General features: G+C 64.2%; 15 protein-coding genes and 1 tRNA gene. 6 read left to right on the top strand and 10 right to left on the bottom strand.

Going from position 1 to position 16,356, the window contains the following annotated elements:
- Positions 1-44 precede the first annotated feature (44 nt).
- From I41_RS07545 to I41_RS07560, 4 genes are all read right to left on the bottom strand, one after another.
- Positions 45-128 (bottom strand) — tRNA-Leu (locus I41_RS07545).
- Between the two features lie 197 nt (positions 129-325).
- A complete protein-coding gene (locus tag I41_RS07550; protein ID WP_145431967.1) occupies positions 326-667 on the bottom strand; it encodes a rhodanese-like domain-containing protein in 342 nt (113 codons plus the stop codon).
- A 193-nt stretch (positions 668-860) separates the two neighbouring features.
- Positions 861-2,069: a glycosyltransferase gene (locus tag I41_RS07555; protein WP_145431968.1), complete on the bottom strand. Its 1,209-nt coding sequence runs from the start codon at positions 2,067-2,069 to the stop codon at positions 861-863.
- A gap of 174 nt (positions 2,070-2,243) precedes the next feature.
- Positions 2,244-3,332, bottom strand: coding sequence for a TIGR03009 domain-containing protein (locus tag I41_RS07560; protein ID WP_145431969.1), 1,089 nt, complete (start codon positions 3,330-3,332; stop codon positions 2,244-2,246).
- Between the two features lie 286 nt (positions 3,333-3,618).
- On the opposite strand from I41_RS07560, the gene I41_RS07565 reads away from it, so the two are divergent.
- From I41_RS07565 to I41_RS07575, 3 genes are all read left to right on the top strand, one after another.
- Positions 3,619-4,500, top strand: a complete 882-nt coding sequence (locus I41_RS07565; RefSeq protein ID WP_145431970.1) for a hypothetical protein — start codon at positions 3,619-3,621, stop codon at positions 4,498-4,500.
- A gap of 118 nt (positions 4,501-4,618) precedes the next feature.
- The gene (locus I41_RS07570; RefSeq protein ID WP_145431971.1) at positions 4,619-5,524 is read left to right on the top strand and encodes a hypothetical protein; all 906 of its coding nucleotides are present in this window, start codon (positions 4,619-4,621) and stop codon (positions 5,522-5,524) included.
- Positions 5,525-5,599: 75 nt separating this feature from the next.
- Positions 5,600-6,457, top strand: a complete 858-nt coding sequence (locus I41_RS07575) for a dockerin type I domain-containing protein (RefSeq protein ID WP_145431972.1) — start codon at positions 5,600-5,602, stop codon at positions 6,455-6,457.
- Here the strand turns inward: I41_RS07575 and I41_RS07580 are convergent.
- Positions 6,425-7,951 (bottom strand): serine/threonine-protein kinase, encoded by a 1,527-nt coding sequence (locus I41_RS07580; RefSeq protein WP_145431973.1) that lies wholly within the window; start codon positions 7,949-7,951, stop codon positions 6,425-6,427. The genes I41_RS07575 and I41_RS07580 overlap by 33 nt on opposite strands.
- A 224-nt stretch (positions 7,952-8,175) precedes the next feature.
- Here I41_RS07580 and I41_RS07585 point away from each other — a divergent pair, with 224 nt between their 5' ends.
- A complete protein-coding gene (locus I41_RS07585; RefSeq protein WP_145431974.1) occupies positions 8,176-8,496 on the top strand; it encodes a hypothetical protein in 321 nt (106 codons plus the stop codon).
- A gap of 68 nt (positions 8,497-8,564) precedes the next feature.
- Here the strand turns inward: I41_RS07585 and I41_RS07590 are convergent, their stop codons facing one another.
- The 4 genes from I41_RS07590 to I41_RS07605 all read right to left on the bottom strand — a co-directional run bounded on the left by I41_RS07590 (position 8,565) and on the right by I41_RS07605 (position 12,028).
- Entirely contained in the window at positions 8,565-9,110 is a 546-nt protein-coding gene (locus I41_RS07590) for a cysteine hydrolase family protein (protein ID WP_246133829.1), read from the bottom strand.
- Between the two features lie 119 nt (positions 9,111-9,229).
- Entirely contained in the window at positions 9,230-10,228 is a 999-nt protein-coding gene (locus tag I41_RS07595; RefSeq protein ID WP_145431976.1) for a glycosyltransferase, read from the bottom strand.
- On the bottom strand, positions 10,228-10,974 hold the full coding sequence (locus I41_RS07600) for a DUF6817 domain-containing protein (RefSeq protein ID WP_145431977.1): 747 nt from the start codon (positions 10,972-10,974) through the stop codon (positions 10,228-10,230). The genes I41_RS07595 and I41_RS07600 overlap by 1 nt, the downstream gene beginning before the upstream one ends.
- A 10-nt stretch (positions 10,975-10,984) precedes the next feature.
- A complete protein-coding gene (locus I41_RS07605; protein WP_145431978.1) occupies positions 10,985-12,028 on the bottom strand; it encodes a glycosyltransferase family 2 protein in 1,044 nt (347 codons plus the stop codon).
- Between the two features lie 344 nt (positions 12,029-12,372).
- Between I41_RS07605 and I41_RS07610 the strand changes: the two genes are divergently transcribed.
- Both I41_RS07610 and I41_RS07615 read left to right on the top strand, forming a co-directional pair.
- Positions 12,373-13,479 (top strand): BBP7 family outer membrane beta-barrel protein, encoded by a 1,107-nt coding sequence (locus tag I41_RS07610; RefSeq protein ID WP_145431979.1) that lies wholly within the window; start codon positions 12,373-12,375, stop codon positions 13,477-13,479.
- Positions 13,480-13,855: 376 nt separating this feature from the next.
- A complete protein-coding gene (locus I41_RS07615; protein WP_145431980.1) occupies positions 13,856-14,974 on the top strand; it encodes a BBP7 family outer membrane beta-barrel protein in 1,119 nt (372 codons plus the stop codon).
- 117 nt (positions 14,975-15,091) lie between these two features.
- Here I41_RS07615 and I41_RS07620 read toward each other — a convergent pair whose 3' ends face one another.
- Positions 15,092-16,291: a DSD1 family PLP-dependent enzyme gene (locus I41_RS07620; protein WP_210421125.1), complete on the bottom strand. Its 1,200-nt coding sequence runs from the start codon at positions 16,289-16,291 to the stop codon at positions 15,092-15,094.
- Positions 16,292-16,356 lie beyond the last annotated feature (65 nt).

Raw genomic sequence — 16,356 nt, forward strand, 5'->3', positions numbered from 1 at the left:
TGGTCGCTTAAGCGACCAGTCCAGCGGCAGAATAGATACTCGAATACCGGAGAGAGGACTTGAACCTCCACGCCCTTGCGGGCACATGGACCTGAACCATGCGCGTCTGCCAATTCCGCCACTCCGGCGAGTTACGGTCGAACGAATAACAATCGCAGGTCGAACCGCGAAATTCAAGGGGGGCTGGGGAGGAGCCAGGAATCAGCGGATAGGAGTCAGCAAATGCAGAAAAAACAGCTTGCGCCGACCATCCGATGCCGGCAAACTCTTCCTGACTCCTGACTCCTGACTCCTGACTCCTGACTCCTGACTCCTGACTCCTGACTCAATACCTCGCCATCCCCGGCTCGACGTCGGTCGCCCACCGATCGATGCCTCCCGCCATTGACTGGGCTCGCGAAAACCCTTGCTGTCGCAGCCAATTGGCCACGCGCAGGCTGCGGCCCCCCTTGTGACAATGAACCACTACGCGACGCTCCTCATGTCCCGCTAACTCGCCGATTCGCTCGGCAAACGCACTCATCGGCAGAAGCTGAGCGCCTGCGATCGCCGCGATGGCGTGCTCGTCGGGTTCACGACAATCAATGAAAAGAAAATCGGCGCCGGCGTCGCGCAGCTCCTTTACTTCGGGGACGGAGACTTCGATCGGTTCGGTGGGATCGCTCATGACGGCCTGCGAGAGGGCGGAACTCGATGTCAAACCACTATCTTTTGCAGGGGAGCCAGCAAATGGCAAGGGGGCAAGTGTGTGCGAATTCGCCGAGATAATCGTCCTCTTGAGCGGAGCGAAGAATCTGGAAGCTCGTTTGGTGCGTTAGATTCTGCGATCTGTTCAGAATGACAAGAATTGCGCTGTTCGATTAACGGCCGAGGACCTGGTCGTAGACCGCGGCGACGTTTCGCGCCATCGCCTCAGCGGAAAACCGTTCGGCGTGTCGCCGCTGAGCGTTGCGGCTAAGCGACGCGTAGTCGAGCACCCCTGAAGTCAACTCTTCGATCGCGGCGGCGAGCGAGGCGGCGTCGCCTGGCTGAACCAGCAGGCCATCTTCACGATCGATCACGGCGTCCGGAACGCCTTCGACGTCGCTGGCGATCACCGGCAGTCCGGCCGCCATCGCCTCGAGAACGACCATCGGCAGCCCTTCGCCGAACAGGCTCGGCAATACCAGGGCGTCGACCTTCGCCAATTCGGCGCTGATGTCTGTGACGAATCCAGTCCACTCGATGGCATCGCCAATTCCCAATCTCGATACCAATGCGCGGACCTCGCCTTCGTACGCAGCGTTCTCGAAGGGGCCGATCGCACGCAAGCGAACGTCGCTGCCGGCGCGACGCACGAGTTTCAGAGCTTCGAGCAAGACTTCGATTCCCTTGCGTGGTCGGAAGAGAGCGGACATGCCAAGCGTCCACGTCTGCGGCGCGGCAGTGCGAGGTTGAACGTCGGCAGTCGGCACGCCGTTGGGGACGCAGATGACATGGCTCGCGAGGAAGCCCTGCTCAATCATGTAGCGCCGCACGCTTGGCGAAACGGCGATCAGACGGGCGGCCCGGTGGGCCGCATGTCGCTCCAGCCAGGCGTTGGCCATATTGCGAAACCACCGCGTGGAGTCGCGGCCGGCAGGACTGTGGACGTGGTAGACCAGCGGCACTTTTGCCAATCGCGCCGCCTGATCAGCCACTAGTAGCGAGCGCGGCGTGTGGGCGTGGATGATCGAGTACTGCTCGTCGCGAACGAGCGCAGCGAGCTTTCGCCCGCAGGTGAAATCGAGCCGACTTTGCATCGGGAGCTCGTAGAGAGGAGCTGCGCGAAAGGTGCGGGCGGCGGGAAAACGTCCTGGCTTCACGCAAGCGAAGCCAACGTCATAGCCCCAGGCTGGCAGATAACCCGCGAGCAGGTCTTGGACGCGCTCGGCGCCGGAAAAATGCTCGCCGTTGATAACGTGCAAGACGCGGACGAGTTGCGGCGGCGACGATTTTACGACGTGCGCGTTCGTGCGGCGGCGAAATTCGGCTTCGTCATGGACAACGCCGGGAAAAGGAAGCGACACCACCGGCGAGACGTCGGACATGGCGGGCGGGACCTGGGCCAGCGAAGGAACGGCCTGGCTCAGCCAGACCATATCGCAAGCCTATGTCACGCCGCCGCCCGCCGCCGGCAGATGGAGCGATCTGCCGCAGGCCGCCGACCATCGCGGGCCAATGGTAGCGATTTTGCGGCCGCAAAGTTGTTCGCCAGGAGGCGACTATCGCTGCAGCGGGGCTTTGGGATCGGGGTTCGCGGCCTGCGGCGACGCCTGGTCGGCCATCACACGCGTCCAGCCCAGGGGCGTGCGCGGGGCGGTAAACAGCGACGGGAACCACGCGCCGATGTTTGTTTCGTTCACCTTCGCATCCTTAAACATGTAAACATGCCGCTGTTGGCCGCCCGGCAGACGCACCTGAATGGCCTTGGGCTGCATCGTCTTGCGGTCGAGCATTACGTCGACCATGTCGTAGTTGGCGGCATCGCTTTGCCAACGGGGATACGCCTCGAGCCAAATCATGCTGGGGTCAGACTGCCGGGAACGAATCCAGTAACGCTCCATCAACTTGTTAGCTTCGGCGCCGAAGAGAAAGGGCAGGGGCCCGTCGACGATCTTTTGGCCGCGCATTTCCTCGGGGATGCCGACGACCACGAGCTGCTTGTCGCGGTGGTTGTATTCGTAAACGGCTTTGCCGTCGCAGACCCAGTGCTCGCCAATTTCGTCGGGCTTGGGGAGCCAATCGCCGGGGACCTTCACGTCTGGATTCTGTGCATCGGCCTTGGTCCAGCGACTGATCGAATCGATCTTGAAACTTCCCTTGTCGGGCTTCGAAAACGACAGCGTGCCGTTGGCCTTAATCAGCGGAGTTTCCGCGCCCGGACCAAAGACGCCGTCGTATTCCCAGCGCTCAAAGTCGGAGTTAAACGTGTTGACCTTCGCGCTTGATTCTTCCCACATTTTGAGCAAGCGGAAAACTTCGCCCTTTTCGATTTCCGACAACTGAAACGGCGGCGCTGGCGGCAATCCAGGCGCGACAGCGCCAGGGGCCCCGGCGACGGCAGCCCCATTGTTGGGGCCCGCCGATGGCTGTCCGAGCACGCCGCCCGCCGTACCTTGCGGCTGCCCGACGCCGACGGCAGCGACTTGGCTGACTTGATTCAGCGGTTGCATCGTGATCGTTCCGGGCGTCCGCGGCGGCTGGGCGCCTTCGGTCGCGCTCGGATACTGCTGTCCCTGGACGCCAGCGGCGCCGCACGCGATTGAAGAGAGGGAGAGAGTGGAACCGAGCAGGAAGCGGCGGAATTTCATCGCGCTGATCTCGCGGCGAGGCAATGGCGTAGGGCGGCCGCGCGGCGGCGTTCGCCTCGCGGTCGAAATGGGCGCGGAGAATAGCAACCTCGCGCCGTCGCCGCGAGGTCAGCTTTCACGCGATTCGCGGCCATGCCGGCGACCGGCTTGGGGAGCGCGGAGTGCTATCGCTCGCCGACCCGCTGCCGGCATATGTTGCGTAACGCTTCCGTGGGTGGCGTTTGGTGTATGTTGATCTTCTCAACTATGCGCCATTTTCTGGCAGGCGTCGGCAGCGGGATCCAAGATGCTTGAAGAACTACGCTGGAAGACCAGCCTCTCGGCGACTGCGCTCCACGCCGCCTACTGCCGCGCGCGAGCGATTCCTCCGGCCGACGGCGCCATGGGACGCCACCTCGATTCAGCCGCCGACGCGTTGGCGGCTGAACTCGACGCTGCTGAGTGGCCGCGGCTCGCGATGCTGGAGTACTTGACGGCGCTGGCGAGCGAGTTCGACAACAACCGTGACCTCGTGACGCGGGCTGCCGCGAAGCTCCGGCTGCCGCGGACCGAGGCCGAGGCGCCGCGAGTCGCCGGCGGCGTGGCGGATCTAGAGGCTGCCCTGATGCGGGCCCAGCCGAATCTTGCGGAGGAACTCGCGGTCCGCTCTGGACCGTTGCGGGAGCAGTGGGAAGCACGCGGGCCCGGCATGCTCCGCGAGATTGGCCGCCTGACCGAGGAGGAGGTCGTGCCTGCGGCGGCCGAGATCGTCGTAACGGCCCCCTATGCAGGCGGGGCGGGCATGGCGCATGTCAGCCAGAATCGCGTGACTGTCGAGGGGGTGCTGTTCAACCCGCTGCCGGCGCTGCCCGAGACGGTGCGCCTGGCGTGGTTGCTCTCGCAGCTGAACGCCGACCTCCCTCGCTACGTTGACTTACTGCCAGCGACGCGGCGGCCCGAACTTTTCGCCATGGCGATGGCGCCGCCAGCGCTAGCGGCGGCGCAGGAGGTTGAGCTCGCCATGTGTGACGAACCGACGCTCGCGTCGGCCTTCGAAGGATGGCGGCTCGGCGCCGACTTGCCCGGCGATGCTGCCGCAAGGGTGTGGAGCTGGTGGAGCGCATGGCTCGATCAGCCGGCCGCCTGGCCGGTGGCGGTGGCGGCGCTTGACCGCTTGCTGGCAGATTGAAGGGGCGGCCGTAGGCCTCCACAGCGTGCATAGGCTGATCTTGACCGCGCGCACCGCGACGCCGATCATTCGCCGCCAAGTTTCGATCGGTCCTTTCTCGTAGGATGCGAGCCGTCTGATGATGTTCCGCCCGCTTGTCGTCGCCCTCGTCGTTATGACCGCAACGCCAGCCTTCGCCCAATCGACAAGCGCACCCGCCAGCGCCGCGTCGAAGCCGCAGTTGGTCCGTTTCCGACAAACTCCCGTGGCCGTCGGCGACCACGTCACGCAGACGCTGAACGTCGATTTGGGGCTTGCGACGAAGATCACGCAGTCGGGGCAGACGGCCCACGAGAGCACCAATCGCATGCGCCGCGAGCAGCAGCGGACGATCGAAGTCGTGGAGGTCGCCGAAGGTCGCGTAACGAAGGCGCGCGCGTCATTCGTCGTGAGCCGGCGACAAACGCCCGAGAGCTCGCAGCCGGAGGAACTACTCACGCAACCCATTGAGGGGAAGAAGTACGTGATGATTCGCGACGGCGACCGAATTGTCGTCACCGACGAGGCCGGCCATGAGCCGCCTGAGGAGGAATCGCGACTGGTTGCCGAATCGCTGGAGAACGTCGGCAAGCCAAATCCTTTCGCGACGCTATTGGTCGACCGCCCGCTCGCGATCGGTCAGCGCGTTTTGGTGCCGCGCGACGTCGTGCAATCGCTGCTGGGATTCGAGGGGCCGATCGGGACGGTCCACAAATTCGAGCTGACGCTGTTGCGCGTCGAGCCGCCGACGGCGGAACGTCGGTCGCCGATCGGGGTCTTTCAAGCCGCCATCGAGGTAAAGCCAAACGACGACTCGCCGCTGTCGATCAGCCTGACGGGCGAGATGTCTGTCGAGACGGAAACTTGTCGGCTGACGGAAGTGAACATGGTCGGCCCGGTGCAGCTTTCCAGCATCGAGCGGACGGCCGGGGGCATCTTCCAGTTCTCGGCAGGGGGCGAGCTAAACTTGGCGATCCGCAGTGACTATGCGAAGCCGTTGCGCTAGTGGTCCCGAAAATCCCGAGGGAACCAAGATCTCTCGCCCTCCGCACTCTTTTTTCCTACTTTACTGCCGAACCCAATGCGTTTGGTACTCATCATCCTTGTCGTCGCGCTGGCGCATCGCACCGCCGGAGCGGCGACGCTCACGCTTGCTTCCGCGGAGATGGGCGAGACCGCCCAGGGAATCGGCCCGTCGGTATCAGCGACCAACTACGTCGGCTGGCGGTTCAAGCTCAACGCCACGACGGCCGTCACTGAAGTAGGCGGACACCTGGGGGCCATCAGCGGCAATTTGTTTGCCGCGATCATTTCGCTTACGGCGCTCGATGCCATGCCGCAGGGGGCGCCGTTTGCAGATGGCACGGTCAAAGCGAGCACTACCTTCACGCCTCCTTCGCCTTCGGGCGAGTTTCGCACCCCACTGGCGACCGATCTTGCGCCTGGCTCGTATGCCTTGATTTTCGGATCCGGCAAATTCAACGCGTCGGGCACGGCGATGGCCGCAATCAACGGCCAAGCGAACATCGCACCGACGACGCAAGCTTCCTACGTCTTCTGGCGGCAAACGCTGCCGAATATTTTCAATTGGACCGTCGGCACGTCGAACAACATCCGGTTCGTCGTTGTCGGCAGCGAGATTGCCGGCTCGACGGACTTCAACCTCGACGGCCAAGTCAACGCCAACGACGTGCCGGTCTGGAAGGCAGGCTTTGGCGGCACGGCCCCGGCTGGCATCGCGAACGGCGACGCCAACGGGGACGGGAAGGTCGACGGGGTCGATTTCCTGGCTTGGCAACGGTCGTTTCCGGCGCCGTCCATGGCCCAACCCACGGCGAGCACTATCCCAGAACCGCAAACCGGGATGCTCGCATTACTGGCGCTCTCGCTCGGTCACGGAAGCGGGTTACTCCGCCGACGTCGGACGTTCGATGGCTGAATCGCCGGCGTCGGAAGCCGCCGTCGTGTTGGCCCGCTGCTTCCGCTCTTCCTGCTGCACGCGCAAGTAGCTCCAGCCGAACGACCCAATGATGATTGCGATCGTCGCCACCAGGTAGCCGACGAACAGCGACGTCGCCAGCGTGCGGTGCCTACGCGTCCAACGATAGACGCGCTCGCTGAGGCGTTCGCGGTGCGCACGCACGGGTTCGTCGCCGAGCCAGCGTTCGATGTCGTCCGACAGCGCCCGAGCGGAAACGTAACGTGCTTCTGGCGCCAGCGACAACGCCTTCATGCAGATCGAGGCCAGCGGTCGCGGCAACCAGGGAGCCGCAACGCTCGCCGGGATCACATGGCCGTGCTCGGCCCGCGCGATCATCACGCCCACGTCGTCATCGTCGGCGTGGGGCAATTCGCCGGTAAGGAGGTGATACAGCGTCGCCCCCAGACTGTAGACGTCCGTGGGCGGGCCCAATTCGTCATTTCGTCCCGCGGCTTGTTCGGGACTCATGTAGGCAGGCGTACCGATGGTGGCGCCGATGCGCGTCGTCGTCGCCCCGCCTTCGCTTTCGGGCTGTCGAACCATGCGCGTGGTGAGCGCGACGTCCTCGTCGGAGCCAATCACTTTGGCCAGGCCCCAATCGACGACCAGCGTTTCGCCGTATTTGCCCACCATGATGTTCGATGGCTTGAGATCGCGGTGGATGACGCCTTTGCTGTGCGCGTAGTCCACCGCGTTGCAGACGTCGATGAACCGCTGCAGGAGCTTGCGGAGTTCGGGCATGCGCTCATCGAGCCTGCCCGCGACGTCGGTCGCATGGAAGCGATGGAGCACTTCCAATAGACTTTCACCCCGGATCAAACGCATGGCGTAGTAGGGACGCCCGGTAGCGTCGGCCCCCAGGGCGTAAATCGGCACAATGCCCGGGTGTTCAAGCCGGCCGGTGATGCGCGCCTCGAGTAGGAATCTCGCGCGCGAGTCCTCATCGTCGGCCCATTGGGACTTGATCTGCTTGAGCGCAACGGTGCGATCGATCTCGTGATCGCGGGCGAGAAAGACGACGCCCAATCCCCCCTGAGCGTGCACCTGCAACACGTCGAATCGCTCGCCCGGCGTGAGCGTGGCCGACGGCGGCGAGAGATTCGCTTTCGTGGGGGGCGACGCCGGGCGGGTATCGAATCCCACGTCGGTGGCGAGGGCCACGTCCGAATGTTCGCCGACTAGCAGTCGCCGCACGCCCGGCGGCAGCTCGCGCAGCCGCGAGGCCTGGGGATCGATGGCCGTCTCGATCGCATGATTCGCTACGGCCGCGGCCAACTCGTTTCGCTCCTGGCGGCTGACGTCGCCTCGCTGCTCCAGCACGTCCAGGAGGCTTAGATGGGGCGCGCTTCGCCATTGGACGACGGCGCCCTCCAGTCGGACGTCGTCGAGCAATCCCCGCTGCTTCGCCAGCAGGCAGAGCAGCAAGTCGCGGCTGTTAATCGCGGAACTCATGCTGTCGTTGTACCAAGGGGCAAATTGCTATGCCAACCCGCACCGCCTCGACGGCCAAGTTCCGGTCTTCTTCCAGACCACGGATGGGCATTGCCGCGGGACGACATCGACGAATCAGTACGGCTGGCGTAACATCGAGGGTGAGTTGTCGCTTGATAGGGCGTGAGACGCTTTCTGCGTTTCGCGCCAACCGGATTGACCAACTGTTATTCCTGGAGTCTACGATGATGCGTCACCTCTACCTTGCCGCCAGTGCCGTGGCTGTTGCGTTCAGCCTTTCCGTCGCCGCGACGCCAGCGTCGGCCACAGATCGCTGCTGCCCCCCTCCGCCAGTGAAGCTGACGCTCTGCGTCGATGATCCGTGCGATCCGTGCCCCGCCTTTCCGGTGACTGTTTGCGTTCCGGCCTGCTGCGACCCCGCCCCGTGCGTCAGCTGGCGCGACGGCGCCTTTGGCCGCCGGGTGGCGACGTACGTTTGGCCCGCGTGCGGCCACCGCGTTGACGTCGTCGTCACGCGTCGCGGCGAAGTGATTGTGCGCGATTAATCAGGTAAGAACGGCCCAAGCTTCGTCGCAGCTGCGGTCGAGCGCGTCAGGCGGCGCGCGGCAGTGGCCTATTTCCAGTCTTGAAACGCAAGAACTTTCGCGTACCCAAACCCGAGAGCCGCCATCGACGCGGCATGGACATCGGCGGCTGCGACGCTGCGGCCGTTGAACTCCTGATCGCGCGTCGCGCAGGCGTCGTGAATCACCTCCACGCCGTAGCCGAAGTCGGCCGCCGCTCGGGTTGCGCCTTCGATGCACATGTGACTCATGGCGCCGACCACCACGAGGTTCTTAACGCCAATTGCGTCGAGCTGGGCCTTGAGATCGGTCTGCGCGAAGGCGTTGATGTGCTGTTTAGTAATCACCGCCTCTGTCGGCAGCGGCGCCACCGACTTATGGATGGCTGCGCCGGTCGAACCAGGCCGAAAAAATGGGGCATCCACCGTCGGAAATTCGTGGCGGACGTGGAAGACCGGCCGGCCGTCGCGGCGAAAGCGATCGAGAACTTCGGCCGCCGTCCCGCCGGCAGCTTCGATGCGTGCGAGCTCATAGTCGCCGCCCGGGAAGTAGTCGTTCTGCAGGTCAATCAACAGCAGCGCTTTCGTTGGTTCCACGACGTTGACTCCGGGGCAGAGCGGGTAGACGACAGGGCCGCCGCTAGTCATCGCGCGGCCGTCGGCTTATTAGAACCGCCGTGCGCGTAGCCTGACAGGGGAGCGGTCGCGGCCGGCGCCTACGCCGCGCGGCGAAGCTCGGCCGCTTCAGCGCCGCCGCGACGCGGCGAAGCGAGCAGCCGACGCCAGGCGCGAAACATCATCGGATGCCGGGCCACGGCACGGGCAAAGCATTGCCTGGCTTCGTCGGCCTGTCCGAGGGCGAATAGCTGCTTGCCGGCCCAATACCAGCGCTGCGCCAGCGCCCGATGCAGTTCGCCTCGAGGCGTCGTTGGTCGGGCCCTAACGACGCGCTGGTAAATCCCTTCGAAGACCATGGCCCACTGCCGATGCCGGTCGTCGTGGCATTGACTCAGGTTTTGCTCTTCGTGCCGCGCCAGCGCCGTGCCCCAATGAAACTCGACCGGGTCTCCCGGCAGATGGACCCATGGCCCGCGCAGCGTCAGTTCAGCGAACAAGACCGCGTCTTCGGCGCTGGTCACATGCGTCGGCCAGCCGCCCACGGCAACGACGGAACTTGTCCGCAGCACGGTGCATGAGGCGAGTCCCGCTCCGTATTGAAAGAACCATGGAATCGGGTCGCGCGCCAGCGAGCGGCTATCATCGGCGTCGATCAGCCGTCCGGCCGCGTCGAAAAAACGCCGGTCGGCGACGGCAACCAGCGCCGCGGGATGCGCTTGCAGCGTACGCACGCCGCGCTCGAGAAAGTCCGTCGGCCAATGATCGTCGGAGTCGAGGAACGTGACCAAGGGCAGATCGGCGACGAGGTCGAGGCCCACATTACGCGCGCTAGCCGCCGAGCGATGTGGCGCGGCGATGACCTGCCACGGGAACTCGGGCCGCTGGGCGCGTAACCAGCCGGTTGCCGCGGCGACGGTATCGTCGGTCGAACCGTCGTCGACGATCACGAGTCGGTCTGGTCGCTGCGTTTGATTCAAGACGTAAGGCAGCGTGTCGAGCAGCGTCTGCCGGCGATTGAACGTCGGGATGACCACGCCGACGGCAGCCGCGCCGCTGGCGTCTTCATAGGAATCAAAAGGGGGTGCGTACAAGCGCATTAGGCGACTCGCTTCGATGAGAGCCGGTTGGCGATGCGTCCCAGCCGTTGGCGAACTCGTGAGCGCCGCAGGCCCTCGACTCCCGGAGCGACCGCGTGGAACGAACGGTCGGCGGTGACGAGTTCGGCCGGCGGAGCGACGTCATCGCTCGCCGCGAGGACGGTTGCAAAAAGGTTCCGCGCCGCCGGCCCGGCCACTCGCTCGACGAACTCGAGAAATGCCGGCCGCGATGTTCGTCCGTCGCTCAGGCCAAAGGCGAGCGGTTTGGTCGGGGCATAGTGATGGCCGCCGTCGACGGACTCATCGCACAGGTCCGCCAGCTTGATGGCCACCAGATCTTTTGACAGCTCGCCCGACTCGAACTCGCGACGAAGCGGTTCCAGCGCCGCCGGCCACCGTTGCAACGTGTACTCCAGGATGAGCTGTTCGGCCTCGACTCCTACGAGCTGACGCACCACGCGGCGCCGCGGCGCCGTGGCTCCTCGCTGGCCGTCGCCAAAGTTGCCGTACAGGTAGGCGGAGTGAAGTAGTCCGGCGATGACGACCGGCAGCGGCTGGCGCCACAGCGCGAGCGCTCCGGCGGCGCCGATCAAATGGGCGTCGAACGTCTTGTGACTGGGGCGGTAGCAGCCTGCGAAGAGTTGGCGCGACAGATCGTAGGCGGCGCCGACTTGCGTCACCGCGCTGGCAGCGTAGCCCTGAGACTGCAGCGTGCGATAAAGTTGCAAATTCGTTTGCGGCAACATAGCGGCGACCTCAGGCGGCTTTGTCTTGCGATGAGTCGGGGCGATAGACAAGCTTCGACTCGACTGTTGGCGCCGCACCGAACTCGGCGTGGGGAAACTTGCGCGTATTCAGCGCCGACTCGACTGGCGCCACGAAGCGCTTTTCAATTGACTTGGTCCATTTGGGGCCCAGCCACTTGCGCAGCTTGTTGAGCCACGCGAGCCGGTAGCGGCGATGGTCGGAGACCCACGCATTTGCCCGGCGCGCCTCGCGGTTTCCTTGAGTCAGGTTCCATTTCTGGTTGATGTGCCGATGGGTGGCGGCGGCCCACGCCTCGCTCCAGCGCAGCAGGAAGAAGTCTTCGTCGCTCGGCTCAAGACGTTTGGGCGGTGCATAGGTGATCTGGGCAGCCGGTTCGAGCCAGACCGAGTGACCAGCGTGGCGGACGCGCAGACAGAGGTCGCCATGCTCGGCATTGCAGAGCAGACCTTCGTCGAGAGGCCCCAGTTCCTCGAACGCCGCCATTGAAACGAGGACGGTATGGAACTCGATCAGTTCCGTTTCGCTGCGAACGAAGGGCTGGGCCACTTCTGCGTGAAGTTGGTGGGCGTGGTGGTGGCGCTCGTAGTAGACGCGTTCGCCCCGCTCGTTGACGACGATGCGACACTCGCCGCCGAACATATGCAGTCGGCGACCTTCCGGGAGAAACTCGAAGTAGAGCGGGCCCACCACCCAGGCGCCGGTATCGTCGGCGCAAGCGACCAGGTGGGTCAGCCAGCCGGGCGAGACCAGAACGTCGTTGTCGACGAAGGCGACGTATGGGGTGCGTACCTGCCGCACGGCCAGATTTCGAGCCTGATTCGGCGTAAGGTAATGGTCGGTTCGAATGAGCGTGAATTGCCGCTGGCGAGCTTGCCGCTCAAGGTACTCGCGAATTTCCGGGGGCGAACCCCCGTCCACGCACACCAGGTGAAACGGCTCGGAAGTCCGCTCGTACAGCGCCTCCAACGATCGCTGCGTCGTGCTAAAGACTTCGCGCGGCACGAAGGCCACGGTGACGCGAGGAGCGGCCATGCAAACTCCGGCGGAATCAAAGAGTCGACGAGAAAGGCGATAAGGTTTCGGCAGTCCGTACTATCGACCTAACCAGCGCAGTTTCCTGAATATTTCTACATCTGCTAGCAAACGACCAGGGCCGCGGCCGTCTGCTTGGTCTCATCTGCAGCGCTTGCAGGCGGAGTTTGCCGCCATGGGAAGCGCTGCCGATTGGCCAGGGCTGACTGGTGGCGCCAGTTGCAAGACCGCGCCGCGGATTAGCGGACGCAGGGCAATAGGGGCGTCGATGATGCCGACAATCGCGCTCGACGTTAGCTGGCAGGAGGTCAGTTTGGCGAAGCGCTCACAGGGAGGTCGGGCAGATGAAGACGGTATGGCGGATCCTAGGCGCGTCGTCGCTCGCTTGGGCGGCCGGCGTGACCTCGGCAATGACGCCGCTGGAAACGGCGCTTCACGCTCCGGAATTGGTTGACGAGGTCGACTCAACGGAGACGACCGACACGGCGTCGATCATTTACGACGCGCAAGTCGCTTCGACGTCGTACAAGGGGGGCTGCGGCGATCTGTGCGAAGGCGATTGCGCCAACCAGTGCGGCGACCTCTGCGCTTCGCTGTGCGCCCCGACCTGGAAAGTACGCGCCGGGGCGGTCATTCTGACCCGCTCGCGCCCCGACCAGGTAGTCCTCGCTCGGCCGCTCGGCGGATTGATCCAGATCTCAGGCGGCGAGGACTTTGACTTCGGCTATGCCGGCGGACCCGACGTGTCGATCGAACGTCGGATCGCCGATGGCCCGAACAGCGTTGAAGTCCGCTACTTCGGCGCCCTGAATTGGAATGCCGCCTACGACTACGGCAACACGGGCGATATCCAAATTGGTCCGATCAACATCCCTTTGGCGTTCGACGTGAACGCCAACTACCAGTCAAAGCTGAACAGCACCGAGTTCAATTTTCGCCACCAGCGGTCGGATCGCGTCACCTGGCTTACCGGGTTCCGCATTATCGAGCTGAACGAGCAGCTCGACTATAACGTCGACTTCATCGTCCCGAATCTCAGCGGCGTGAGCTGGAACACGTCGAACCACCTTTACGGCGCGCAGTTGGGCGCCGACGTCGCACTGTGGCGGCTCAGCGGCCCCCTCTCGGTGAACGGACTGTTCAAGGCGGGCATCTACGGCAACGACGCCAACAACGACTTCACGTTCCGCGTGCTCGACACGCCGCTCGTCGAAGGGGGCGCCTCGGATAATCCGGTCGCGTTCGTCGGCGAAATCGGCGTCACCACGGCGTACCAGGTGACGCGCCACTTCGCGATCCGCGGCGGCTACCAGTTGCTGTGGATTAGCGAAGTCGCCCTCGCCAGCGATCAAGCTCAGGCGATGATCAATACGCTCGACGTCGACGCCATGAACAGCTCAGGCGATGTGTTCTATCACGGCGCTCTGGTGGGCGGCGAGTTCACATGGTGAGTCGAGAGTTAACGTTTGCCCGACTCACTAGCGCTCGTCGTTGACGAACGGCTAAGGCGATCTGTCGACCGTGCGTAACGGAGACGTTGAGGGGCCCTCGGCATTGTCGCCGAGGGCCCTTGATTGGCCTAAGGGCGAGATTCACATCAGCGGGCTGCACTCGTTGACGCGCTAGCGGGTGAGATTCCACTCCCTGTCGATGGCGATCAAGAGCGGCATCGCCGATGGCCGATCGTAGGGGAAGCGACGTCGTGTGTTGCCGCGTGCGTCGTCCCTTCCGAGACTCGTCCCTTCCGAGACTCGCGATCCTTCCACCCCGCCGCCGACGCTGCTAGCCTTCGTGGGCGTCGCACCTTCCATCCCCCAGGTTGGGCCGATGTCGAAATTACTCCGTGCTGTCGCCGTCGGATACTTTGGCGTGGCTGCGGGAGTCGTGCTGGCCGCGCCGCCGTTGGAGGAGGCGTTAGCTTACGCCGAATCAACGGAAATCGCTCCCCAGTTCGTCACCGACCACGATCCAGCCGCGACGTTTGACGACGGCGTGCAACTGGCCGCGGCCGGCGACTCCTTCACTGACGACCACTGCTGTTCTGCCGTCGATTGCGGCGACGAAGTGGCGCTCGATCTGGGCTGCGGGTGCCCCTCATTGTGGACGGTCCGCGCCGGAGCGGTCGTGATGCATCGCTCGCGTCCGAACGCGGGGGTCATCGCGCGGACGCAGGTCGGCGACCTTCCAATTTCCAACGCGGCCGACTTCGGCTTCGATTGGGCCGGCGGCCCCGACGTGTCGATCATCCGGCGCACCGCCGCCGGCAACGCTTGGGAAGTGCGCTATTTCGGCGTGTTGAATTCGAGCTCGTCCCGGGCCTACGGCGACCCGGGCGACTTTGAGATCCTGCCCTATAGCTTCAATACGTCGAACGACCTAAACGCGACCTACAAGTCGACGTTGAACAGCACCGAGATCAACTGGCGCCGCCCCGTGACGCAACGCATTACCTGGCTGGCCGGATTTCGCGCCGTGGAACTCAGCGATCACTTGCAGTACACCGTCGGTTTTCCGAGCCCCACGGTGCTTCAAGAAAACTACAACATGAACAACCACCTCTACGGCGCGCAAACGGGCGCCGACGTATCGCTCTGGAATCGCGGCGGGCCCCTGCGGATGAACGGCGTCGTCAAGGCCGGCGTCTACGGCAACAGCGCCTCGAGCAACTTCTACGGATTGAATCTGACCGACGGTACCCAGATTACTGAAGGAGTCGCCTGGTCGAATGACGCCGCGTTCGTCGGAGAGGTCGACTTGACGGCGACCTACCAAGTGACGAAGCACTTCGCGCTGCGGGGAGGGTACCAGTTCACCTGGGTCGACGGCATTGCTCTCGCCAGCAACACGGTGCTGCTCGGAGCGCAGGAAATCAGCGACAACGTCATCGACTCCGACGGCAGCCTCTTCTACAACGGCGCAATGATCGGCGGCGAGTTTGCCTGGTGAGAGCGATCAGCAAGCTGAAAAAGGTCTCCGTCGCCTCAGGTGCTGAAAGTTCATGTGAAACGAGCTAACAGGCTCGAAAGTCAAAACGAGTCGTTCCTCAAACCGAGACGCGGCCTCCTACCAAGCGCAACCTCGCGCCGTGATCGGCCAAATCGCCTCCACGCGGTCGCCGCGATAGCAGACGAAGCTGTCGTGCATGTTCACCGTCGGGTCGCAGTGGCCCGGAATCAGCTTCAGCTTCTGTCCGAGCGCGTAGTCGGGGGCGCCGTTGAGGGCGATGACGCCATGTTCATCGGAGACGTTGACGTACTTGGCCGGCGTCTCGTCGGCGAGCGTGGGCAGTCCCGAATCGACGCTCGACGATTTCAACCCGGCGTCGACGACCGCGCGCACGCCAGGAGTGCGACTCATCACGGTGGTCCAGACGAACAGGCTCTGCTGGAAGGCCGGCTGGCCCGAGCCGGCCCATTCGTTGGCGGCATAGTCGGCGTCCATGAAGACGTACGACCCCGCCTGTAGTTCATTGTAGATTCCACTGTCCGCTTCCAGCAGGAACGTCCCGGTGCCGCCGCCGGTGATTTTGGGGCACTCGATGCCGGCCGCTTGGAGAAGGTCGCGCGTGTGCCCAGCGAGCTCTGCCGCCGCGGCGATCGCGGCGCGACGCTCGTCCACGGTGCGGCGATGCTGTGCAGAACCTTGGTAGGCCTGCAAGCCGGCGAAGCGCAGCTGAGGCTGCTGGCTGACGAGCTGCGCCAAGCGCACGGCCGGTTCGCCCGGTGCGACGCCGCAGCGTTTGGCGCCGACGTCGATTTCGACCAGCACGTCGAGCGTCGTCGCTTGGTCGCCGAGTCCCGACTGAGGGTCGGCTTGGGCCATCGCGGCGGCGAGGACCACTACCTGTTCGGGGTCGTCGACGCAGATCGAAATCCGCGCCCGCTGCGCCAGAGCGGCGACGCGGGCGACCTTTGCCGCGCCGACGACCTCGTTCGAAATCAGCACGTCTCCGACGCCGCCGTCGACGAGCGCCTCGGCCTCGCTCACCTTCTGGCAACAGACGCCGACGGCGCCAAGGGCGATTTGGGCCAGCGCGATCGTCGGGCACTTGTGCGTTTTCGCATGGGGGCGCAGCTGCACGTTGTACCCGGCGATGGCCTGCTGCATGAGTCGCAAGTTCGTCTCGAAAGCGTCGAGATCGATCAGCAGCGCCGGCGTGTCGACCTCGGCGAGCCGCATCCCGACGACCGCGGCCGGCGGGCGCATTGCCGGACGAGCGCGAATTCCGTCGCCATCCAGGTCGATCATCGTTTTTGGCGACATAATTCTAAGTGGTTGTCCGATAATGGGTTAAGTTGGTAAAGCGATGCGTCAAATCATTTGTGTCG

The sequence above is a fragment of the Lacipirellula limnantheis genome (assembly GCF_007746075.1).
Taxonomy (GTDB): Bacteria; Planctomycetota; Planctomycetia; order Pirellulales; family Lacipirellulaceae; genus Lacipirellula; species Lacipirellula limnantheis.

Coding starts and splice junctions, on each gene's coding strand:
- I41_RS07565 (WP_145431970.1), top strand. CDS start 3,619: ATGCTTGAAGAACTACGCTGGAAGACCAGCCTCTCGGCGACTGCGCTC.
- I41_RS07570 (WP_145431971.1), top strand. CDS start 4,619: ATGATGTTCCGCCCGCTTGTCGTCGCCCTCGTCGTTATGACCGCAACG.
- I41_RS07555 (WP_145431968.1), bottom strand. CDS start 2,069: ATGTCCGACGTCTCGCCGGTGGTGTCGCTTCCTTTTCCCGGCGTTGTC.
- I41_RS07615 (WP_145431980.1), top strand. CDS start 13,856: ATGTCGAAATTACTCCGTGCTGTCGCCGTCGGATACTTTGGCGTGGCT.
- I41_RS07600 (WP_145431977.1), bottom strand. CDS start 10,974: ATGTTGCCGCAAACGAATTTGCAACTTTATCGCACGCTGCAGTCTCAG.
- I41_RS07605 (WP_145431978.1), bottom strand. CDS start 12,028: ATGGCCGCTCCTCGCGTCACCGTGGCCTTCGTGCCGCGCGAAGTCTTT.
- I41_RS07550 (WP_145431967.1), bottom strand. CDS start 667: ATGAGCGATCCCACCGAACCGATCGAAGTCTCCGTCCCCGAAGTAAAG.
- I41_RS07560 (WP_145431969.1), bottom strand. CDS start 3,332: ATGAAATTCCGCCGCTTCCTGCTCGGTTCCACTCTCTCCCTCTCTTCA.
- I41_RS07610 (WP_145431979.1), top strand. CDS start 12,373: ATGAAGACGGTATGGCGGATCCTAGGCGCGTCGTCGCTCGCTTGGGCG.
- I41_RS07585 (WP_145431974.1), top strand. CDS start 8,176: ATGATGCGTCACCTCTACCTTGCCGCCAGTGCCGTGGCTGTTGCGTTC.
- I41_RS07595 (WP_145431976.1), bottom strand. CDS start 10,228: ATGCGCTTGTACGCACCCCCTTTTGATTCCTATGAAGACGCCAGCGGC.
- I41_RS07580 (WP_145431973.1), bottom strand. CDS start 7,951: ATGAGTTCCGCGATTAACAGCCGCGACTTGCTGCTCTGCCTGCTGGCG.
- I41_RS07620 (WP_210421125.1), bottom strand. CDS start 16,291: ATGTCGCCAAAAACGATGATCGACCTGGATGGCGACGGAATTCGCGCT.
- I41_RS07575 (WP_145431972.1), top strand. CDS start 5,600: ATGCGTTTGGTACTCATCATCCTTGTCGTCGCGCTGGCGCATCGCACC.